Annotated in this window: 16 protein-coding genes; 7 read left to right on the forward strand and 9 right to left on the reverse strand. The window is 46.0% G+C overall.

Features of this window, described 5'->3' with window-relative positions; all coding sequences use genetic code 11:
- Position 1: 1 nt before the first annotated feature.
- Positions 2-1,672: a Na/Pi cotransporter family protein gene (locus tag V1L52_RS02430; RefSeq protein WP_428770713.1), complete on the reverse strand. Its 1,671-nt coding sequence runs from the start codon at positions 1,670-1,672 to the stop codon at positions 2-4.
- Between the two features lie 144 nt (positions 1,673-1,816).
- On the opposite strand from V1L52_RS02430, the gene V1L52_RS02435 reads away from it, so the two are divergent.
- From V1L52_RS02435 to V1L52_RS02450, 4 genes are all read left to right on the forward strand, one after another.
- Complete coding sequence (locus V1L52_RS02435) at positions 1,817-2,698, forward strand: hypothetical protein (protein ID WP_428770714.1); 882 nt, start codon at positions 1,817-1,819, stop codon at positions 2,696-2,698.
- Positions 2,695-3,387 (forward strand): metallophosphoesterase, encoded by a 693-nt coding sequence (locus tag V1L52_RS02440; protein WP_428770715.1) that lies wholly within the window; start codon positions 2,695-2,697, stop codon positions 3,385-3,387. Before V1L52_RS02435 ends, V1L52_RS02440 begins: the two co-directional genes overlap by 4 nt.
- 140 nt (positions 3,388-3,527) lie before the next feature.
- Positions 3,528-4,805, forward strand: coding sequence for a solute carrier family 23 protein (locus tag V1L52_RS02445; protein WP_428770716.1), 1,278 nt, complete (start codon positions 3,528-3,530; stop codon positions 4,803-4,805).
- A gap of 155 nt (positions 4,806-4,960) precedes the next feature.
- Positions 4,961-5,470, forward strand: coding sequence for a hypothetical protein (locus tag V1L52_RS02450; RefSeq protein ID WP_428770717.1), 510 nt, complete (start codon positions 4,961-4,963; stop codon positions 5,468-5,470).
- A 182-nt stretch (positions 5,471-5,652) separates the two neighbouring features.
- Here V1L52_RS02450 and V1L52_RS02455 read toward each other — a convergent pair whose 3' ends face one another.
- The 6 genes from V1L52_RS02455 to V1L52_RS02480 form a co-directional block, all read right to left on the reverse strand.
- The gene (locus tag V1L52_RS02455; protein ID WP_428771850.1) at positions 5,653-7,098 is read right to left on the reverse strand and encodes a TrkH family potassium uptake protein; all 1,446 of its coding nucleotides are present in this window, start codon (positions 7,096-7,098) and stop codon (positions 5,653-5,655) included.
- Positions 7,095-8,525 (reverse strand): Trk system potassium transporter TrkA, encoded by a 1,431-nt coding sequence (gene trkA / locus V1L52_RS02460; protein WP_428770718.1) that lies wholly within the window; start codon positions 8,523-8,525, stop codon positions 7,095-7,097. The genes V1L52_RS02455 and trkA overlap by 4 nt, the downstream gene beginning before the upstream one ends.
- A 97-nt stretch (positions 8,526-8,622) precedes the next feature.
- Positions 8,623-9,324: a rhodanese-like domain-containing protein gene (locus V1L52_RS02465; protein ID WP_428770719.1), complete on the reverse strand. Its 702-nt coding sequence runs from the start codon at positions 9,322-9,324 to the stop codon at positions 8,623-8,625.
- Positions 9,321-10,577: an FAD:protein FMN transferase gene (locus tag V1L52_RS02470; RefSeq protein WP_428770720.1), complete on the reverse strand. Its 1,257-nt coding sequence runs from the start codon at positions 10,575-10,577 to the stop codon at positions 9,321-9,323. Before V1L52_RS02470 ends, V1L52_RS02465 begins: the two co-directional genes overlap by 4 nt.
- A gap of 85 nt (positions 10,578-10,662) precedes the next feature.
- Complete coding sequence (locus V1L52_RS02475; protein WP_428770721.1) at positions 10,663-11,295, reverse strand: rhodanese-like domain-containing protein; 633 nt, start codon at positions 11,293-11,295, stop codon at positions 10,663-10,665.
- A 35-nt stretch (positions 11,296-11,330) separates the two neighbouring features.
- Positions 11,331-12,299 carry an FMN-binding protein gene (locus V1L52_RS02480; protein ID WP_428770722.1) on the reverse strand — a complete coding sequence of 323 codons (969 nt, stop codon included), beginning with the start codon at positions 12,297-12,299 and terminating at the stop codon, positions 11,331-11,333.
- A 321-nt stretch (positions 12,300-12,620) separates the two neighbouring features.
- On the opposite strand from V1L52_RS02480, the gene V1L52_RS02485 reads away from it, so the two are divergent.
- From V1L52_RS02485 to V1L52_RS02495, 3 genes are all read left to right on the forward strand, one after another.
- Positions 12,621-15,299, forward strand: a complete 2,679-nt coding sequence (locus tag V1L52_RS02485) for an FAD-dependent oxidoreductase (protein ID WP_428770723.1) — start codon at positions 12,621-12,623, stop codon at positions 15,297-15,299.
- A 187-nt stretch (positions 15,300-15,486) separates the two neighbouring features.
- Positions 15,487-18,021 (forward strand): DUF2339 domain-containing protein, encoded by a 2,535-nt coding sequence (locus V1L52_RS02490; RefSeq protein ID WP_428770724.1) that lies wholly within the window; start codon positions 15,487-15,489, stop codon positions 18,019-18,021.
- 75 nt (positions 18,022-18,096) lie between these two features.
- Positions 18,097-18,453 carry a thioredoxin family protein gene (locus V1L52_RS02495; protein ID WP_428770725.1) on the forward strand — a complete coding sequence of 119 codons (357 nt, stop codon included), beginning with the start codon at positions 18,097-18,099 and terminating at the stop codon, positions 18,451-18,453.
- A gap of 26 nt (positions 18,454-18,479) precedes the next feature.
- Here V1L52_RS02495 and V1L52_RS02500 read toward each other — a convergent pair whose 3' ends face one another.
- Positions 18,480-19,706, reverse strand: coding sequence for a D-alanine--D-alanine ligase family protein (locus V1L52_RS02500; protein WP_428770726.1), 1,227 nt, complete (start codon positions 19,704-19,706; stop codon positions 18,480-18,482).
- A 6-nt stretch (positions 19,707-19,712) separates the two neighbouring features.
- Positions 19,713-21,551 carry a Mur ligase family protein gene (locus V1L52_RS02505; protein WP_428770727.1) on the reverse strand — a complete coding sequence of 613 codons (1,839 nt, stop codon included), beginning with the start codon at positions 21,549-21,551 and terminating at the stop codon, positions 19,713-19,715.
- Between the last annotated feature and the right edge of the window lie 52 nt (positions 21,552-21,603).

Here is a 21,603-nt window from a genome sequence, read left to right on the forward strand (position 1 = left end):
CTTATTTTGTTTTTGCCAGAGCCTCCGATATGCTGTATGCGCGGTCGCCGATTTTTTCAATGTCGCGTACCATATCGATGTACAAAAGCTCGGTTTTAACGTCGGCGCCTTCTTCAAGACGCTTTCGTGCAACCTTTTTGAGATTTTTGCGGAACATATCGATACGGTCTTCCAAGTCCTGAGCGGCTTCAAAGCCGTCGCGGGAAAGGGGTTTGTTGATGTTTTCATTCACAAAGGTTAACACCTGCTTGACAAGATCGGTGTAAGGATGGAGTCTTGCCATGTCTTTTTGATCGAATTTCATACGTTTTTCGATACTGCGCTTTAATTGTATCGCCGTACTGTAACAGTCGTCGGTAATGTTTTCTATTTCGTCCACAATATGGAGCATGGCGTTGATATTGCTTCTTTGACGGCCGCTTAAAGGCAGTTCCATACACTTATGTAAATAGGCGGAAAGCTGTTCCTGCATTTGATCGGCATATTCTTCGCGTTTTTTGATAAAATCAAAGTGTTCGGTAATAAAATGCTCGGTGCGGTTTTCAAACCCGTTTTGTATGCGCGAAAACATATCCACCGCAATCGAAATCATATCGGATATTTCTTTTTCAACCTGCATAATGTGGTATTCGGCGGAGTTGCGCGCACCGACGGAATTGCCCACCTCTATAAAGTCAAGCTTGTAATCTTCGGGGATATCGTTCGGTTTGGGCTTGATGATTTTTTCGGTTAAGGCGGCAATTTGTTTTGTAAAGGGTAAAAAGACCAGGGCGTTTATCGTATTGAACAGTGTATGAAGCATGGCGATATGGGCCGTCAGGGCGCTTTCGACCGAGCCGGGGGTTACAAAATCCACGGCCAAGAGAAGGGGGCGGAAAAAAGTGATTGCCAAAATACTTCCGGACACGTTAAAGAGAACGTGAACGAGGGCGGCCCTGCGGGCATTTATGCGCGCTCCTATCGAAGCGAGGACGGTGTCTACGGTAGTTCCTATATTGCTTCCGAGTACCATTGCAGCCGCAAACTCCCATGATAAAAGTCCCTTGTGGCACATAGTCAGTATAATGGCGGTTGCCGCACTTGATGAATGAATGATAACGGTGAGTATGAGGCCTGCAAAGATGCCGATAAAGATGCTTAAAATGCTTCCCTCCGGCAGGGTGCTTAAAAAGGCGATATTTTGGGCGTTTAAGGACGGAAAGCCGCTTGCAAGCAGGCCCAAGCCGATAAAGAGCATACCGAAGCCCATAAGGGCTTCTCCGGCGCTTTCTTTGCGTATCTTTTTAAAATAACGCAGTATATATCCTATACCGAATACGGGAACGGCTATAGCCGCTATATTGAATTTAAAACCGAAAATCGCGACAATCCATGCGGTTACGGTGGTACCGATGTTTGCCCCGAAGATAACACCGATAGACTGCTGCAAGGTCATCAAACCGCCGTTTACAAAGGAAACGGTCATAACCGTTGCCGCGCTCGATGATTGAATTATTGCCGTAATAAGGGCCCCCGTCAAAAGGGCTGCAATGCGGTTATTTGTCATAAGTTTGAAAAAACGGTGCAGACTGTCGCTTGTCCCTTTTTGAATACCCTCGCTGAGCATCTTCATGCCGTATAATAGGAGAGCAAGGCTGCCGATCAGTTGAAAGGCGATTTTGAGCATGTGCATAATTTACGATAACATAAAAAAGGAGAGGACGCAAGGTCTGCGTTCTTAAACCCTGCACCGGCCTCATAAAATATGACAGCCTCCGCCCGATGCCGTTTTATCCCCCCTCTTTTCTTTTTTTTTTGATTATGATAAAATGCTGTCGTGATAAAAAGAGGAAAACCGCATATTTTTTCTCGATTTTTAATGCAGCCGCCGCCGAAGCGTACATTCGAACCGGCGCTTTTATGTATTGCGGTATTGCTCTTTTTTTTTATCTCTTCCTGTTTTAATGCCGAAGCCCGGCCTTCACCCCTTGTTCAAGACGGCGGAGCCGGTGATGCGCAGCATTCTTCTTTGTCCGTAACGTCTTTATTGATGCCTTCCGCCGCCGATAGAGATTCCGCTCACCATATTGCGCTTTTTTTGGGTTACGGGTTCAGCGATGCCGAAAAAAAAGATGCGCTTTTCGATTATCTGAGCCGAACCTACGGCTTTAAGGATGAGGGCGGCCTTATATCGGTTTTGTCTTACCCTGAAGATGTAAGCGCTGCGGGGCGAATCCGCATGCCGGTTTTAACGGCAAAGCTGAAAGAGCTGCACACTCAAAAAGCGTTAACCGCCTTTATTACCGCAGGCTCTCCGCAGGGAATGCATACGGTACTTGCCGCCTTGCAGGATGCCGATATGGATGTGCCCGTTTTTTCGCTTTTTTCTCAGGATGAGGTATTGGGTACCGAAGCCGGTTCCGCTTTGGTTTTCGATTATCGGCCCGCCCCCTTAAAAGGAACACAGGCAGCCGAGGCTGCGGCTCACAAAGAGGACGATTACGAATATAGGGGAAGGGCCGAAGATGTGCTTGACCCGCTTATTCGGGCAGCCCTGCATTGGCAGACACTAAAGGATGACCCCATGCTTATTCCGGCATTACGCACCGAATTTTTTCGGCAAACCGGCTGCAGCTTGGTTATATATACGGATCCGGTTACCGGGCTCAGGGCCAAAAATCATTATGTTCTTACGGACGTTTCCAAGGATAGCAGATGAATACATTGATTCAGCAAGAGTCGGCGCTCATAGGTTCCGCCCGGGAAATTGCCGCGCTTGAAACAAAGAGTCAAGCCCGTTTGCTCGTTTTTTCGGACAGTCACGGAGACCTCGATACCGTCCGCTCTATTGTTATGCAATTCGGTGCCGAATCCGACGCGTTGATTTTTTGCGGTGACGGTTTTTGCGATATTGCCGCCTGCTTGGAAGAAGCTTCCCGCGATGAAAGCTTAAAAGAAGCCCTGCCTCCCGTGATTGCCGCCGTACGCGGTAACGGGGACGCCGATTCTTATGCCGTAAACATGGACTGCGGCGATGAAGAAGAACAGGAACCGTCCCGTAAAATAACTGCGCCCCTTCGGTTGGAGTTGACCGCCGCCGGCCGCAATATTCTTGCGGTTCACGGACACCGCCACGGTGTTGATTGGGGAACGGAAACCCTTTTGTCTTCGGCTCATACGATGGATGCGGACATGGTCTTTTTCGGCCATACGCACCGTGTTTTTTGCGAAGAAAACGGCGGCACTCTGATTTTGAATCCGGGAAGCTGTTCAGGTCCGCGCGACCGTTTGCCGCCCGCCTTTGCGACGGTAAGTTTTCCCGGCGGAAGCGAACGCTTTAAAGTCGAATTTTTCGGCATTCACAAGGGGGTATTCGGCAGTACGGATATACGGCCGCTGCCGGTATAAACGGAGAATGCAAACCTGAAACGGATAAAGTTGTACCGCAAAACGTGGGTACATCAAAATATTCAGGGAGCCGCTAAAAACATCGGTGTTTAGCGCTGCCCTTAATTTAATAAAGCCGCTTTTGCGGCAGGGGAGAGTACATGAGTACACATGAAATTTTGGGACCGGCGGAGCGCCCGGCCCTATCGCGGTGGATACCGCTCAGTTTTCAGCACGTATTTGCAATGTTCGGCGCAACCGTGCTTGTTCCGTTATTGACCGGTTTAAGTCCGTCAACCGCTTTATTTACGGCCGGAACCGGAACGCTTTTGTATATTTTGATTACCGGAGCAAAGGTACCGGCCTTTTTGGGTTCGTCCTTTGCCTTTATACCGGCATTAACGGCGATTTCGGCCGCATACGGAATGCCCTATGCGCTCGGAGGCGCTTTTTGTGCCGGTATTTTTTATGCCCTTGTCGCCGCCCTCGTAAAGGTTGCAGGTACGCGCTGGCTCGATAAGGCTCTTCCGCCGGTAGTTATCGGCTCTGTTATCATCGTTATCGGTCTTAACCTTGCACCCGTGGCCATGCGTTCATCCATGTATAACGGCGATACTTATTCGCTTGTTTATTTTTCGATAGCCATCGTTACCCTTGCCGTTGCCATCATCGTCAGCGTCTTTTTAAAAGGATTTTTTAACACCATCGCCATCCTCATCGGCTTGGTCGGCGGCTACCTGTTTACCCTGATTATGGGCTTCTTTTTCCCCGCCTATGCCATCATCGATTATACGGTTGTACAAAAAGCCTCATGGTTCGGTCTTCCCTCATTTGCCGTGCCCAAATTCGGCATTGTACCCGTATTAACCTTTATCATCGTATCCCTTGCCACCATTTGCGAGCACTTGGGCGATACAATGGTTACCTCCAAGGTTGTCGGCCGCGATTTTTATAAAACCCCCGGCTTACACCGCACCCTCTTGGGCGACGGACTTGCGACCGCATGGGCCGCCCTGTGGGGAGGACCTCCGAATACCACTTACGGCGAAAACATCGGCGTTATGGCGATTACAAAGGTGTACAGCGTATGGGTTATAGGAGGCGCCGCAGTTATAGCCGTTTTATTGTCGTTTGTACAAAAGTTCGGGGCGATTATTCAAACCATTCCCGGCCCGGTTATGGGCGGCATGTCCATGCTTTTATACGGATTGATTGCTTCCAGCGGTTTACGTACCATCGTTGAAAGCGGTGTCGATTACAAGGACAAACGCAATTTAACCATATCTTCGGTTATTATGGTAATCGGTATCGGCGGCGGAATTTTGCAGTTTAACATAGGAGCGGATTTTCACTTTGCTCTCGGCGGCGTTGCCCTTGCAACCGTTGTAGGTATTTTGTTGAATCTGGTAATCCCGAATAAAAACGGCAACAATGCATAAGTAATCGGAATATACCGCAAGGCACGCAAAGAGCGCAAAGATTTAGGGGCTTGAACCTTATTCTTTGTGAATCTCTTTGTGTTCCTTGTGCCCTTAGCGGTAAACCCGTAAAACCGCAGGTTTAGCCTTTCCGGTTGGAGGCGTTAGGCAGATTTATGAAAAAGCATTACCCCCTTTCCCTTCTCGCCGTCCTTTTTACCGCCGTACTTACCGTCCTGAACACCTTTAATTTTTTATCTTCTTCCATACCCCTGTTTCCCTTTGTTATTTGGGGTTTGGCGATGATTTTTCTCATTTGTGCGGCCGTGTTTTACGGAAAAAGCTGCAAAAATGTCAAACGCATGATAGATTTATTGAATAAGGCCGGCACTTATAAAGACATAGCCGACGCGCTTTTTACCGGTTTTTTGCACTTCGGAACCTCAATGCCCCGTCGCGGCTATTCAAAAGAAATCCGTATCTATGCACAAGGCTTTAAAGACTTTGCCCGAACGGAACTTGAACAAAACGGCATCTTAACCGCAGACGAGTTTTCCGAATTGATAAACTTACAAAAAATCGTCTGCACAAAATATCTTTTTCAAACATTCCTGATTGCGGCGGTAGCGGCGTGGTTTTTAATGCTTCCGGCTGCGGTGATTCTCATGTTAAAAGAATTGATGTAAAACCCGTCCTTTTTATCCTCTTGGAAAAAATCTCTGGCGACGACACGTATGCTGTTTGAACAAAAAATGCTTGGCCCTTGCGGAAACGGATAAAACCGTACGGCTATTCGGACAGCGTATTTTGGAAGCGTAATACACCGTGTGTACGGAAATAACTATAAGGGCGTACAATTCAATTCGGACTACTTTTTCCAATATGTCGGCATAAAAAAGACGAGCATCGTATACAGCTCCAAACGGCCTGCAAGCATGGCAAAAGAAAACCAGTATTTAGCCGCGTCCGAAAAAAATCCGAAGTTTTCCGCAGGCCCTACTTTACCGAAGCCGGGGCCCACATTGCCTACAAGGGCTAAAGACGCGGTAAGGGCCGTAATCAAATCGGCTCCGTTTATTGCGGCGGCAAAAGCGGTAAGCATGAGCATAAAAAAATATAAAAACATAAAGGCGGCAACGTTGTATACGACATCTTCCCGTCCGGGACGCTTGTTCAAGTGAATGCTGAAAACACCGTGCGGGTGCAGCAGGCGTTTTACTTCGACTCCCATCTGTTTGGCCATAATTACCCAGCGGATAACTTTAATACCGCCGGCCGTTGAGCCCGCACAGCCGCCGATAAACAAAAGTATAAACAGTACCATTCGAGCTGCAGGATGCCAAAGGGAATAGTCCGCGGTTGAAAAGCCCGTTGTCGAAATAATCGAGGCGACATGAAAGGCTGCGCTTCGAAGAGCGCTTCCGAACGAACCGTAGAGGGGCATAATAAAGGGAACGATTATTAAGGATGCAATAAATATAATGAAAGTATAAACTTTTAATTCGGTATTTTGTAAAAATTCTATGCCGCGTCCGACGAGTATGCGGTAATAGAGGCTGAAGTTTATACCGGCAAGAATCATAAAAATCGTACAAATCCATTCAATGCCCGGACTTCTATACGAACCGATGCTTGCATTTCGGGAACTGAATCCCCCCGTTCCGACCGTCGCAAAGCTGTGGCCGAGGGCATCGAAAAAATCCATACCGGCAATCATCAGTAAAACGGTTTGTACGGCGGTAAGGGCTATGTAAATAAACCATAAGATTTTTGCGGTTACGGTTATTTTAGGGGTAATCTTTCCCTTTTCGGGGCCCGTTGTTTCGGCTTTTATAAGCTGGAAGCCTCCGACGCCCAATACGGGCAAGAGAGCGACGGTAAGGGCGACGATTCCCATTCCGCCGAGCCAGTGCATTTGCATGCGCCACAGGTTAATTGAACGGGGTAAATGTTCCACTGATGATAAAATCGTCGCTCCCGTTGTGGTAAAGCCGGAAACGCTTTCAAAGAGGGCATCGGCAAAATTGCCTATATGTCCGGAAATTAAAAAGGGAGCAGCTCCGAACAGGCAGGTGCTTATCCATGAAACGGCTACAACGACAAAGCCCGAGCGCGTGTTCAGTTTAAAAACATAACCGCGTGTAACAAAAAATAAAAGGGTTTCGGCTAAAATACAAAGGCCCATCGGAATTAAAAAGGCCGGAATAACCGCATATTCGCCGTATACGACAGCTGCACTTATCGGTATGCACATGGTAAGAGACACAAGGGTTAAGAGTATGCCGATAATTCGTATTATAGAAACAAACATCAGTTTCCGACTCCGAATAATTCCATGGTGCGCTGGATGTCTTTTGCGCACATAAGGGTTACCAATCTGTCACCCGCTTCAAATATCGTATTGCCGTACGGCATAACAAAATTCTTTGTTCCCTGCTCCTGGATCAGCAATATGATAAATGAGCCGGGAACCGCTATTTCTTTAAGTTCTTTTCCCAAAATAGGAGCCGAGGGGGGAAGTACCGCCTCGACTATTTCAAGTTCGCCTTCCGCGAGGGTATGAATACCGGTTACGCTTTTTCCGCGTAAATGGCTTAAAATCGTATCGACCACGGCATCCTTTATGGGAACGGCAACATCTATGCCTATGTCGCGCGCAATCGTTGCGTAGTTGCCGCTTTGTACCAAACATACCGCCTTACTGACTCCGAGGGTTTTCATGTATGCGGAAGTTATCATATTCAGTTCGTGATTATTTGTTGCGGCGATAACCAAATCGAAGGCGCTTAAATCTTCTTCTTCTATAAAACTTTCATCGGTAACGTCCGCATTGTATACGGTTGCCGAAGGGTAGCGTTCCGCGGCATCTTTGGCGCGCTTGGGGTCGGCTTCTATGATAATAAAATCCTGATTTGTTTTATGTTTTTTGTGAAAAAAAGCAAAGGGCAATAAATTCTTTTTCGATATAATAAGCTTGTCGGCAATACCGGTTCCGATTCTGCCTGCACCGACCAGGGCGATTTTTTTTAATGTGTCGATTTTCGAGCCGCACAGATGTAAAAATTCGGGTAAGCTGTTTTTATGGAGGACAAGCCCGACCCGCGTTCCGGCTTTTAAAACGGTTGCCCCTGTCGGCAAAAAGGTTTGTTCTTCTTCCTCGATAAACCCGACTAAAAATCCGGTAGAGGTAACTTTGCGTAAATCCTGAATTCGTTTACCGGCAAGTTTGCTTTTTTCTTCTATGTATAAAGAAACGAGTTCAAAGTCGCAGTTTTCAAAATCGACTACTTCTGTAACGGCACCGTGTTCAACCGCGGTTACAATGGCTTCGGCGGCTTCGACGTCGGGGTGTACCATAAAATCTATACCGTACAGCGGCCGCCCGCCCCTTTGTTTAAGGTTGTCTTTTTTTTCGGCAATGTCCGAATAATAATCGTAATTGCGGACGCGGGCTATTTTTATAATATCGGGATATACGGAATCCACAAGGGAGCAGGTAATCATATTCAATTCGTCGGATTCGGTAACGGCGACCAAAGCATCCGCCTTTGCAATGCCGGCTTCTTCCAAAACGGTTAAATTATTACCGGTTGCCTGAATTACCATGCAATCCAATCGGTTTGAAACAAGGCGTACCGTTTCTTCATTGCTTTCGATGATGACAACATCGTTTTTTTCGGAAATCAGGCGGCGTGCAAGTTGAATACCGGTAAAGCCCGCTCCGATAATAATGATTTTCATAAAAATAAGTGTAGCACAAAAAAATAAAATGTAACAGGGGCTGTAAAAGCCTTAAGTCTTAGATGACGGCTTAGAAACAAACGGTTTTAAGAGGCCGTTATTTGCCGATTTTTGTAAGATTCCGAAAGCTGTAGCTGATCCGGCTGTCGTACAATTCTATGCCGCCGACAAGGTATCTTACATTCGGCAAGGTTCTGTATGCAGGATCGTTTCCCATGCCGTTTGTAAAGCTTCCGGCGTTGTAGAGTTTTTCCGGATTATAGCCCAGCTGTACCAATAAATTAAGAAAATAGCAGGATTCAACGCCCGCCGTCGAAATTGCGATAATTGTTTTGTTTTTGGGGAATATATCGTACAAAATTTGTACCGATTCTTTGTAGTTTTGCTCAAAAGACCCCGTATCGCCCAAGTATAAACCTCCTTTACGGGTGAGGGTAAAGAGGCCCTTGTCGGAATTGGGAAAGTCTGCAATGTAACCGTAAAAGGGAATATTGGTAAAGCCGGCTATATGGCCTTCTTTATAAAAAGCATCGGGGGATCGAAGGTCTATATAGATGCAGTTATCCATAAAAAGATACTCATCGATATTATAGGGTTTTATCGGAGACTCGCTCATAAGCATGCTTTCCGTTTTCGGTTTTTCGGGTAAAGAATAATTGTGCTGTTCGGCCGGATGAGCTTGTGTTATCGAGTATGCCTGTATTCCGGTTTTTTTTCCGGTATGACTGTCCGCGGGGCTTTTTTGTTTTGTACATGAGCTGAGAATACAGACAGCTAAAAAAATCAGTATGGGTTTCACGGTTTTTCCTGTTGAATCGAATCGGAAGCGGAAATTATTTTCTGTCCTCCAATGCCGATTCCTTCGTAGTCATTTCGAATGTAGGGAACAAAGCCCTCCGTCATTATAAGAGAAAGCGTTTTGATTTCACGGTTTTCATCTTTTACAAAACAGGCTTCAATGCTGCAGCCGTATGCCTGCTTTACGGCGGTGATAATGCTCAGTATCCGTTTTTCATCATTTAGATTAAACAAGGCCGTGCTCAGTGCATCCGAAACAAGGGCGTTGTCGCTGATAACGATAACCGCCCGCCACCAATCGTTACTGTAGCCGGTACGCGGATCGAGGATGTGAGTTCTGATTGTACGCGAATCGCTTGCGGATATATAGTAATTGTTAAGTGTTCCCGACGTGGATAGCGACATACCGCCGGGCAAATCTATTTGTATAAGTGCAAGCGTTTTATAGTGGGGAGAAGCGACTCCGATACGGTGGGTTTTTCCGCAGGAAACTATGGTGCTGCTTCCCATACTGAGCATATAAGTTCGGCCGGGATATGAGTCGAAGATTTTTTTTGCCGCATAGCCCTTTGCTATCGCTCCGAAATTAAGGCTGTAATCAAAAACTCCGTTATGCGGTAAAAAAGAAAGGGTATTTCCGCTTAGAAAAAGCAGTTTTTTTGCTTCTTGTGTGTTTAAAACCCGCGTGAGGGCAAAATCGATTGCATCTTTTGCGGGGTCGGTATTTTCGATAGGAAACGAAGAAAATTTACTCCGGTATAGATGCGAGACCGGTTCCAAAAAAACGTTAAAATAACCGTCGGTAAGTTCCATTATGCGTATACTTTCTTTAATTATTTCGGCAAGCGGAGGATCTATATTGATGCTCTTTCCCGCCGCAATATGCTCGTTCACTATTTTTAAGTTTTTTAAAACGGCTGCATTGTCGCCGTGGTAATATCGATATGCATCAAAATATTTATGAAGCAGAGATAAATCTTTTTCGATTGCATCTGCAAGAGCGTTGTCTTCGGTTCTTATAAAAACATTTGTATTAAAAAGCGGAACATATTCATCGGTAACGGAAGGAACCGAAGCACAAAGGCGGACCGACTGTTTTCCCGAGGCGGCTTTGCCGTTTTGCGCCGCTGTCTGCGCGGGAGGCTTGTGTACCGCGGCTTGTTCTGTAGAGGGGGCTTTGCTTCCTTGTCCGCAATCGGATAAAAATAAAAGGCTGAAAATAATTAACGGAATTGATAGTACGGGAATTTTCATATCGGATAAAAAAGGGGAAGCGGGTGCCTAAAAGTCAATCGGCTTTCAGGTTTGTTCCGTTTCCCCGTATTTAAAAAAGATTTAATCAGTTCTTGGTTAAACCTTCGATTGAGTAGGCTGCGTTGACTTTAAACTCAAGTGCATCGACCGTATAGTCGGCATATTCACTTGCGGTAAATTGTCCCATGCCGCCGACGTTGTAAATCTTCGACATATCGTACCCTTTTTTTTCAAGGATGGTCATAAGCTGTGCAACGCGGCCGCCGCCCTGACACATGATAAAGAGGGTTTTATCTTTGGGGAAAAGCACGTTCAGCATATCATCGGATTCTTTGTAAACCGAAACGGGCTCTGAAACCGTTCCTCCGTAGAGCTGTGTTTTTTTTGCATCTTTTCCGGCATCTGCGTTAAAAATAAATGCAAAATAGGGAATACATTCAAAGTTGCGTAAATGCTTTTTTTGGTAATCGCCGAAATCGCGTACGTCGATATAAAGCACGTCGTCGCGGCCGAAATACTCAAAGAGGTTTGACGCATTGATTGACGAAACGCCCGCGGCATACGGGGTTTTTTGGGCATCGGGCTTTGAAGTATCTACCGGAGCCGGGAGCATCTTTTGAACGGGTTCGGCCGGAATTTGAACGGTTTCCGCAGGTTTTTTTACGGAACAGGCGGCGAGTACCGATACTGCCGCAATAAGGATTAATAATCTTTTCATAACATTCTCCTAAAAAATATATGCAAGCGTTCAGCTTACTTTTGTGTAAAAAAATCATCCGTTGCGTGATACTCGAAAAGGGCATTGAGCATACGGATTATATTGTTTGTCGATACCGAAGAACCGGTAAAACTGTCTACCTTATATGAGGCGCGCCCCTCTCCCGCACTGTAGTCTTCCGGTGCAATATCGTCGGTTGTGCTCAGTGTTTTTAAGTATTTGTAATCCTTGCCGACAAAGAAGGGAATGTACTCGCGTTTAAAGTCTTCATAGGTTGCGCCTGCAGGAGTCGGATTTGAATCTCCCCAAAAGCCTGCAAGGTAATTGCCTTCCGCATCATGGTCGAAAGATAAATATTTTATAGCGGCATCGTCTATACTTCCGCTTTTGGGCAGGGTAACTTCGACATAGGCGGTTGACCAATAGTTTACTTCCGCGCTGCGGCATGTACAGGATAAGTAGGTAACCTGATACTTAATAAAGTTGCGTGCTTTGTATTTAAAGTTTACAAAGGCGTAAAAATCGTGTTCTTCTCGCGGGCCGTTTATGTGTGCAACCGGAATAACCGCTACAACGTTTGCGGTGCTGCCGGCTCCCATATCCGCGCTTTCGTTCAAATACCTGTTGATACTTTCAAGCGTAATGGTGCCGCCCGGATCATCACAGGGATTTGCCGCGGAAATCAATCCTGCTTGCTGCATAGCGTCTTTTACCGCTTTTTTAACGGCCGTTGAGGTAATGGTAGCTCCCGCAATAACATCAACATCAAAGTTTTGAGCCTTAAGTACGGCGGCGGGCAGTTCTTTAACGGCTTTTTCTCCGATACCGGGCGTTTCTTTGTCTCCGGTAACCTTTACCGCGGTAATTTTGTCTTTTGCAGCGGTGAGTTCAACGGTAATTTCTCCCCCGTAGCCCTTTGATTTGGCGGTGTATGTTTTTTTTCCGCTGCAGGCAATTAATGCGATTGCCGAAAACAGGATAAGCACGGTTAATGCTTTTTTCATTATCATCCTCCTGAAATAATTTTGAAAAAAATCTGCGGAATATATACTCCGCAGATTTTGTCCAAATACTTCATTATGATATGGAAAGCGGTATACAACCTGCTTATCGGTAAAATAACACGGTCCGCATTCTATCATATAAGTTGAAGGAATTCAAGTATAATATACAATGGAAAATGCCGGTGTAAAGCACCGGGGAATTTTTCTATATTTTTTTCTTTTTTATTTGCCAGTTTTCCTCTTTCGTGTTATACTGTCAAGGTTGTGAATAAATTAAAAATATTTCACCGCAAAACACACGCATAAAAAAAGGACGAAATTATGGCACTGCGAAAAAAAATCGTAAAATTGGCACAAATGGTCGGCGGGATAACGGGCGTTATCAATAAGATTGACGAAAATGCCCCCGAATACTATTCTCTTGAATGCTGCGTATCGGATGAACAGGCTGATGTCGCTTTAGCGATGGGCTTAAGAAAGCCCAGGACAATTGAATACATAACAAAAAAAACAAAGCTCCCCAAAGAAAAAGCATATAAACTTGCAATGGAGCTTGCCGACATCGGCGTATGCCGTGTTTCGCATAACGAAAAAGGTGTTGAAGAATTCTTTGTAAATATCTATGCGCCCGGTATTTTGGAAATGATGGTAAACAATGCCGCTTTATTGGAAAAATATCCGCAAGTCGGCCGCGCTTTTGAAGAATATACGCGATTGCGTATTGCCCCCTTGGCGCCCCTTTTGCCGCCGGGAATGGGCATGATGCGCGTTATCCCCGTCCAATCGGCAATCGACGGAAACACCCATGCCGTTCCCTATGAACAGCTTTCGTATTATCTCGATAAATACGACACCTTTTCCGTTTCCGATTGTTCCTGCCGTTCTTCCAGGCGTGTTCTTAATCAGGGCTGCGGACATCTCGAACATGATATGTGTATCCATATGGGGACGGGCGCCGAGTACTATATCCGTACCGGCCGTTCGCGCCAGGTTACGCGTGAAGAAGTTAAAGAGATTTTAAAAAAGGCCGAAGAAGACGGCCTTATGCACCAAATGCCGAACATTGAAGGCTTGGGCGAATCGGCGGCTATATGTAACTGCTGTGCCTGTTCCTGCTTTGCCATGCGTGCGGCAACCATGTTCAATACGCCCGATACGGTACGATCAAACTATGTTTCGCAGGTCGATTCCGATAAATGCGTTGCCTGCGGTCAATGCGTGGAAAACTGTCCGACCAACGCGCTTAAACTGGGACAAAAACTTTGTACCAAAACGCCGCTTAAAACGGCAAAAAAAATAAGCTCAAGAGATCATATTTGGCTTAAAAAGAACTGGAACCCCGATTACCGCGAAAACCGCAAAAATGTCGTTGAAACGGGAACCTCTCCCTGTAAAACCGCATGCCCCGCACACATTGCGGTTCAAGGTTATATAAAACTTGCCGCACAGGGAAAATATAAAGAAGCACTCGAGCTTATCCGAAAAGAAAATCCGCTTCCGGCTGTGTGCGGCCGCATTTGTCCGCGAAGCTGCGAAAGCGAATGTACGCGCGGCGATATCGATGACCCCATTGCAATCGACGAAATTAAAAAGTTTATTGCCGAACAGGATTTGGACAAAAAAACTCGTTTTATTCCGCAAAAAAAACATGATTACGGTAAAAAAATCGCCGTTATCGGTTCGGGCCCCGCAGGACTTTCATGTGCATACTACCTCGCCGAAGACGGATACAAGGTTACCGTTTTTGAAAAATTGTCAAAACCGGGCGGTATGCTTACCGTCGGTATTCCCTCTTTCCGCCTTGAAAAAAGCGTCGTTGAAGCCGAAATTGATATCCTTAAAGAAATGGGCGTTACCTTTCAAACCGATACGGAAGTCGGAAAAGACGTGAGCTTGGCCGAATTACGGAAACAGGGATTTGAAGCATTTTATCTTGCAATCGGCGCACAGGGCGGACGCAAACTCGGCCTTGAAGGAGAAGATGCAAAGGGTGTTATTCCGGGTGTCGAGTTTTTACGCGATGTAAACACGGGTAAAAAAGCTGCGCTGAACGGAAACGTTATCGTTATCGGAGGCGGAAACGTCGCCATCGACGTTGCGCGCACGGCTGTCCGCGAAGGTGCAAAAACGGTTACGATGTACTGTCTTGAATCGCGAAAAGAAATGCCCGCTTTGGATGAAGAAATCGAAGAAGCTTTGGAAGAAGATATTGTAATTCAAAACTCATGGGGACCGAAGCGCATTATAAGCGAAAACGGTAAGGTAACGGGAATCGAATTTAAAAAATGCGTGTCGGTATTCGATGCGGACAAAAAATTCAATCCGAAATACGATGAAAAAGAAACGATAACGGTCAAAGCCGATTTTATTCTCTTGTCGGTCGGTCAAAGTATCGAATGGGGCGATTTACTGAAGGATACGAAGGTAACGCTGAACCGTAACAATACGGCGGTTGCGGATTCAAGGACCTATCAAACGGCTGAAAGCGATGTATTTGTCGGAGGAGATGTATATACGGGTCCGAAATTCGCAATAGACGCAATAGCGGCCGGAAAACAGGCGGCCATATCGATTCACCGTTTTGTACACCCCGGACAAAGTTTAACTTACGGCCGCGACAGACGCGAATACGTTGCACTGGATAAGGAAAATGTGGTTATCGAAAGCTTCGATACGACAAAACGCCAGCATGCGGGCCACAACACGGAAAACCGCAAATCCTTTAAGGATACGCGCGTAACATTTACCGAAGAGCAGTTAAAAAAAGAAACGGAACGCTGTTTGGGCTGCGGTGCGGTACAAGTTGATCAATATATGTGCGTCGGGTGCGGCCAGTGTACGACAAAGTGTAAGTTTGAAGCTATAAGTTTAACGAAAAAATACGCCAACTTCGCTCCCGTTTACGAAAAGCTTCCGATGACGGTTGCAAAATATGTAGTACAGCGGGGCGGAAAAATCGCCGCATCGTCGGTTAAGCGGATTTTTACGGGTGAAAGATAACGAAGGCCGTAAAAAAGGGTAATATAAATCATCGATCGGAGGCCGTCTGAAAGGCCGGTTTCTTTCGGACGGTTCCGATTGGTGAGTATTGCCCTTTATTCCGCTCTTGTTCAATTAAAAATAATTTGCTAAGCTGAACGGCAACGGATCTATAAAGAGAACGTATCTCCAAAAGGAGTTGTCGTTTATGGATGATTTTTTAATATCGGTAACGCTCATTTCGCTTTTGCTTGCAATAGTCAATACTATACGTATATCCGTGCAAAAAAGCCGTATAAAACGTCTGGAAGCTGAAATTGAATCATTGGGCCGTATGCAGGAAAAAGCGCAAAAAAACTGTGATGCCCTTATCCCTGCCGCAGAATCCGTCGATACACCTCCTCCTGCTTCCGCCATGACGGAAGATAAAGCTGCCGCCGCGGTAGAAGGCGGAGCTGCCGCTGCGGTAGAAAATCCGCAAATTGTAAGTACACAAAGCCGGGTTGCTTCGGTAAAAAACGGAAAACCGGAGCACGTATCGGCCGTAGGTACTTTTATAAAAAAACAGCTTTCAATAGAATCGATTGTAACCAAGCTGGGTATCTTGCTGCTTTTGATAGGTATCGGTTATATTTTTAAGCTTATACACGAAAAAGGTTTTATACGCGAAGAATATATTTTGCTTGTCGGAGTTCTTGCAGGAGGATTTTTTACGGCTGCAGGTTTTTTTGTCCGGCATAAAAAGCGCTTTGTTTTATCGCAAGTGCTGTTCGGCGGTGCCGTTGCGGTTTTTTATCTTACGGCATTTGCCGCCTATGTCCGCTACGGTTTGATTGGTGACGGGCTTGCCTTTATTTTTTTATCGCTTATTACAATCAGTGCCTATGTGCTGGCATTGGCTTTCAATTCTCTTTCCGTATCGGTTATAGGTCTTTTGGGCAGTTTGTTTATTCCGTTTATCATAGATTCCGGCTTTTTCGGAGTCGGTTCTTTCGGCCTCTATGTGTTCGCCGTTGCCCTTATGTCTACAATCGTATACTTTTTTAAGCGCCGGCGCATTTTGCAATTCGCCTCAATTATTTCACTTTTAAGTGTGCTCACAAAGCTTTTACTTTCATCGTCGTTTACCGTACGCGATGCGCAGCTCTTTTTGGCTTTGAGTGCCGCTCTTTGGGCAATTCATACCGTTCCCGATTTGTATGTGTTTTTAAAAGGAACCGAATTATCCCGTGATAAAATACTTTCACCGATAGCCGCCGTGATTAACTTCGGCTTTTCGCTTTTTTTCGGTTTTAAAATGATGCCCTATGAGGCTCTTCCGCCGGGAAGCGTGTATATCTTTTTTACGCTTTTGTATGCTCTTTTGTCCTGCCTGTGTTTATTTAAAGACAAGGTGCAAACACTCGGCTATACCTATATAGCGGGAACTTTAATTTCGGCGTATATTGCGATTATCGACCGTTTGCAATACGATACCGAACCGGCGGCGGTGCTGGGTATAGGGCTCTTTTTATATTGGCTGTGGCGTAAGGATAATAAATACAAACTGCACCTTTTTGCTCATATTATTTCGTTTACCGGTTTTTTGATGCTTATCGCTGCGTTGGAAAGAACTTTTAATACGGATGAATCTCCTGTGCATTTTTCTTTACAGGCGCTTTTGTACTTTGTCCCGATGGCGGCTTCGGTGTTTTTGCAAAAAAATGCATTCAAAAAAGGTTTTCAAACTCTTGTTTTTCAAGTATATGTATCGGTTGTATTGTTTGCCCTTCTCTTAAAAATACTGCCCCGTCATTTCGATGATGTATGTTTGCTTTACGGATTTTCTCTTACGATTTTGTGTACTCTTTATACCTTTGTACATTACCGCTTTGCTGATTTTTTTTACGAAAAAAGTTTATATGTCCTGCCGTTTTTGACGGCCCTGTCTTTTACCCTATACGGTTTTGAAAACGGAGAAAAAGCCCTTGTTCCCCTTTTGTTACAGTGTGCTGCAGGCGGGGCTTTTGCAGGATTTTCATTTATAAAAACGCAAAGCGCGCGGCTGCGTTTTGCAAACCGCTTGGGATTTTATCTCATTGTTTTGAAACTGTGTTTGGTTGATTTTTACTTTTTTTCGTTTGTCTTTGCCTATCCGCTTTTTGCCGCGGCAGTCTGTATATTGCTTGCCGATCGTTTTTATCCGGACTTTTTGACGGGTGCCGTTAGGACAAAAAAAATAAGTAAAGCTGTTTGGGCGATTCTTTGCGTTTGGTATTATGCTTTGTATGCGTTTGCACGGGTTGACGGTCTTGACCCCTCGTTTTTTATGTTTGCGGTGAATGTATGGAACGGGTTGATTTTGCTCTATATCGTATACGGATTTAAACCGCGGGTTGTTGCATTTTTTGCGGTCGTAACCGCGGTTTTTGTTTTTTTCAGTATCACGGAAACATATCTGCGCTTTAAAAACGGCGGAATCCTTACATTGCTGTGGGGATTTTATGCAATCGCTTCATTTATATTCTTTTTGAAAAAAGGAATGCGCCTGCTTGTCTATATAGCGCTTGTGCTTATTCTCATCGTTGCTGCAAAGCTGATTTTTATAGACTTACATTCCGTCAGTGTTTTATCAAAGGCGGTTACGTCTTCGGTATTCGGAGCCGCATTGCTTGCGCTCAGCTATGCCGTACAGCCCATGCTGAAAAAGTTTTCATCGGAAAAAAGCGTATCCGGCACCGAACACCGTGACGGCGGACTGTGAGGGTAAACCGCGACGGTCGAGTATAAGATTTATCGGGTATAAGATGTATATAAAATATTTTTTTAAGGGGATAATATGTTTTTATTCGGAAAAAAAAGAGAAACGCCTTTAGCGACCGATACGGAGCTTCCGTCTGAAAACGATGAGCTGTCCGCTTTGCAAGAGGCGGAGTACCGTATTACAAAAGAGGCACAGGGAATAAAAATATTGGGAAGCGATACCGTCCTGTGTTTTTCATTAAAGGAAGCCGTTGATGAGGTTCTGGTTCAGCTGTCCCCGAATGAGTCGGCGGAACTGATTTCCGATCCGTATATAACGGCCGCCTACGGCGTTATACATACGCCCGCCCTTGTTGTTGACGGCAGGGTTGTATGCACGGGGCGGCTGCCTTCAAAAAAAGAAATTGCTTCCTTTATAAAAAAAATGAGATAAAGCGTCCAATCGGATGAAGGCGCCCCTTACACAAAGCTTGTCTTTAACGAGCGGCGCTTTTTAAAACGTTCAATGCCCTGTTCCAAAAGCAGTTCTATAAGCTCTTCATAGGCAAGGCCGGCCGCTTCGCACATTTTCGGAAACATACTGATTGACGTAAAGCCGGGCAGGGTGTTTATTTCGTTTAAGTATAAGGTGCCGTCTTTTTTATCGATAAAAAAGTCAACGCGGGCAAGGCCGCTGCAATCGAGGGCGCGATAGGCTTTTTCGGCAATCGTTTTTACCCTTTGAGCTTCTTCTTCCGTAAGGGGGGCGGGTATTAAAAGGCGCGCTCCGTCGGGGTCGGTATATTTGGCGTCATAATCGTAAAAACCGTGCGCTGGTGCAATTTCGCCGGGTGTGTAGGATTTTACGGCTGTTTTTCCCGAAGCTGAAATCGCCGCATTTCCCGTAACCGAACATTCGATTTCGCGCGCGTCGATACACTGTTCTATCAACACCTTTTCATCCCATAAAAAAGCGTTTTCAACGGCGGCCTTTAATTCTTCGCGCGAATGAGCCTTTGCAGCTCCTACCGAGCTTCCCGCACATACGGGTTTTACAAATAAAGGATAGCCGAATTGTTTTTCGGCGGAAGCTGCAATTTTTTCAAAACCGCCTGACTGTGCAGCGCTGCCATCCAGATGCGGTGCAGAACTGTCCTGCCGCGGTGCGGAACCTTCATATTGCATATCCGCGTTTGTTATGCAGACAAAGGGGACAACCTGTAAGCCTTCCTGCATCCACACTTTTTTTGTCTGCTCCTTATCCATCGCAAGGGCGCTGCTTAGAGCCGTACAGCCGCAATAGGGAAGTTCGGCCATTTCCAAAAGCCCCTGCACAAGACCGTCTTCTCCGTAAGAACCGTGCAAAACGGGAAGGACAATATCGGTTTCAACTGCATGACTTTCGTCCGGTTTGCGCGCCCTTCCTTCAAGGTTTACGGCGCTTTGCAGGGCAGCCTTTGCGCCGCCTCCGGGGACAATGCGCATCAGACATGCCGGATTTTCATCAATGCGTAAAAATGCGGAATCGTCTGCAAGAACACGTGTCAATTCATTTTGACTTTGCAGATACCAGCGCCCGTCTTTGGCAATGCCGATGAGGATGATTGTATGCTTTGTCCGGTTAATGTGACGGACAACCGAAGAGGCGGAACGCAAAGACACCTCGTGTTCACCGCTTTTTCCTCCGTATAAAACCGCGATATTCATAATGTTTTATTCTCCCGAAACGTCTGCATTAGTGAAACCGGCTTCTTCAAGAGCGGTTTCGGCTTCTTTTATTTCGTCGTAGGGCATAACCCTGTCTTTATAGATAATCGAGTTTTCGTGCGATTTTCCCAAAAGCAAAACCGCATCTCCGGGCCGGGCAAGCGAAAAAGCTTTGCGTATTGCGGCTTTTCTGTCGGGGATTAAAAAAAGGGTTTCTCCCCGCTTTAATGAAGTGCAGCCTGCGGCAATCATTTCGAGCAATTCCATGGGCTCTTCACCGCGGGGATCTTCGTCGGTTAAAATAACGATGTCGCTGTATTCGGATGCGATTTTTCCCTGAACGGGCCGCTTTTTTGTGTCGCGCTCTCCGCCGGAACCGAAGAGGCTGATAATGCGCCCCTGTGTTTTTTGTCTGAGCGGCGGAAACACCGTGTAAAAAGACGAGGGCGTATGAGCGTAGTCTACAAGCACTTCAAAGGGCTGTCCTTTCCGTATATGGCTCATTCTGCCGCGCACCGGTTCGAGGCGGCGTGCGAGAGCTGCAATTTCCTCAACGCTTTTTTCGGTCATTTGAGCAACGAGGAGAATCGCCGCCGTAACATTGCACGCATTAAAGGCTCCGGCAAGCGGCGCTTTAACGTGAATGTCGGCGCTTCCTTTTCGGCATAAATCAAAGGCTATGTCCGCTTCGCTTTCTTTTAAATGTTCGATTGTATACAATCCCGCCTTATACAGCTTTTCGTTTAAAAAACGATTATTTGAAGGCTGCGCATTTTTTTTCTCCGCACGGGAACCGCTATCATCGGCGGAAAAATCCGCACGGCTTTGCAGTTCTTGGGGCGGCACAAAACCGGCAACGGAAACCGAACCGGCAGCTTTTACAAAATCTTCCGCCGCAGAATCGGCGGCATTAACCGCCCCCAGAGGCTGAAAAGTTTTCGGCGTACCCGCAATCGTTTTTATGTGATTGTGAGCGGTCAGTTTTCCGAACAGGTTCGCCTTATCGTCTTTGTAACACTCGTAAGTGCCGTGGAATTCCAAGTGTTCGTGATTGACGTTCATCATCGCCGCCGTATCGAAGGGAACGTTCCCTAAGCGGTTTGTCTTTACCGAAAGACCGTGCGATGAAGATTCGACTACCGCAAATTCGCAGCCGTTTTCGGCCATGCGGTATAACTGCTCCTGCACAATCGGCGCTTCGGGCGTGGTTTGGTGCTCCGGGTTATTGACGGCTTCACCGCCTAAAGAATACTGCACGGTCGAAATAAAGCCGGCCTTTTTCCTCGCCAAGCGCAAAAGCTGCCAAATAAAAAAAACGGTTGAGCTTTTTCCTTCGGTTCCCGTTACGCCGGCTATACAAAGCTTGTTTCCCGGATAATCGTAAAAGGCGGCCGAAAAGGGCGACATGGCAAAACGGCTGTTATCGACGCGGATTAAAACAGTTCCCCTTTGTTCGGCATCTTGTACCGCATTTTCCGGCAGTTTTCCTTCAAATATTACGGCAGAGGAGCCGGCATCGATTGCCTGCTTTGCAAAATCGTTTCCGTGTACGTGCAGCCCGGGCAAGGCAAAAAAAAGAGAACCCGGCGAAACCTTTTTTGAATCAAAGACGATATTTTGTATAAGCGGGTCTTTGTCGCCGTTCAATTCGATGGTGTACGAAAAAGAATCTTTACAAAGTGCCAAACATTCCGATAATTTTTTTTCCGACAGTTTTTTTCCCATAAATGCCATTTTAGCGTTTCGCTCCTGTATATGCAAGCGGGGCGGAAAATCCGCCGCCAATGAAGAAAAAAAATAAAAAAAACCGATAAAAAGTTCTTGATAAAAATATATAGAATGCATATAATGACTTGTATAAGGCAAGGTTCGGAATAATTGAACTTCAATGTTAGTT

This window comes from Treponema sp. HNW (genome assembly GCF_050320395.1).
In the GTDB taxonomy this organism is placed as follows: domain Bacteria; phylum Spirochaetota; class Spirochaetia; order Treponematales; family Treponemataceae; genus Treponema_C.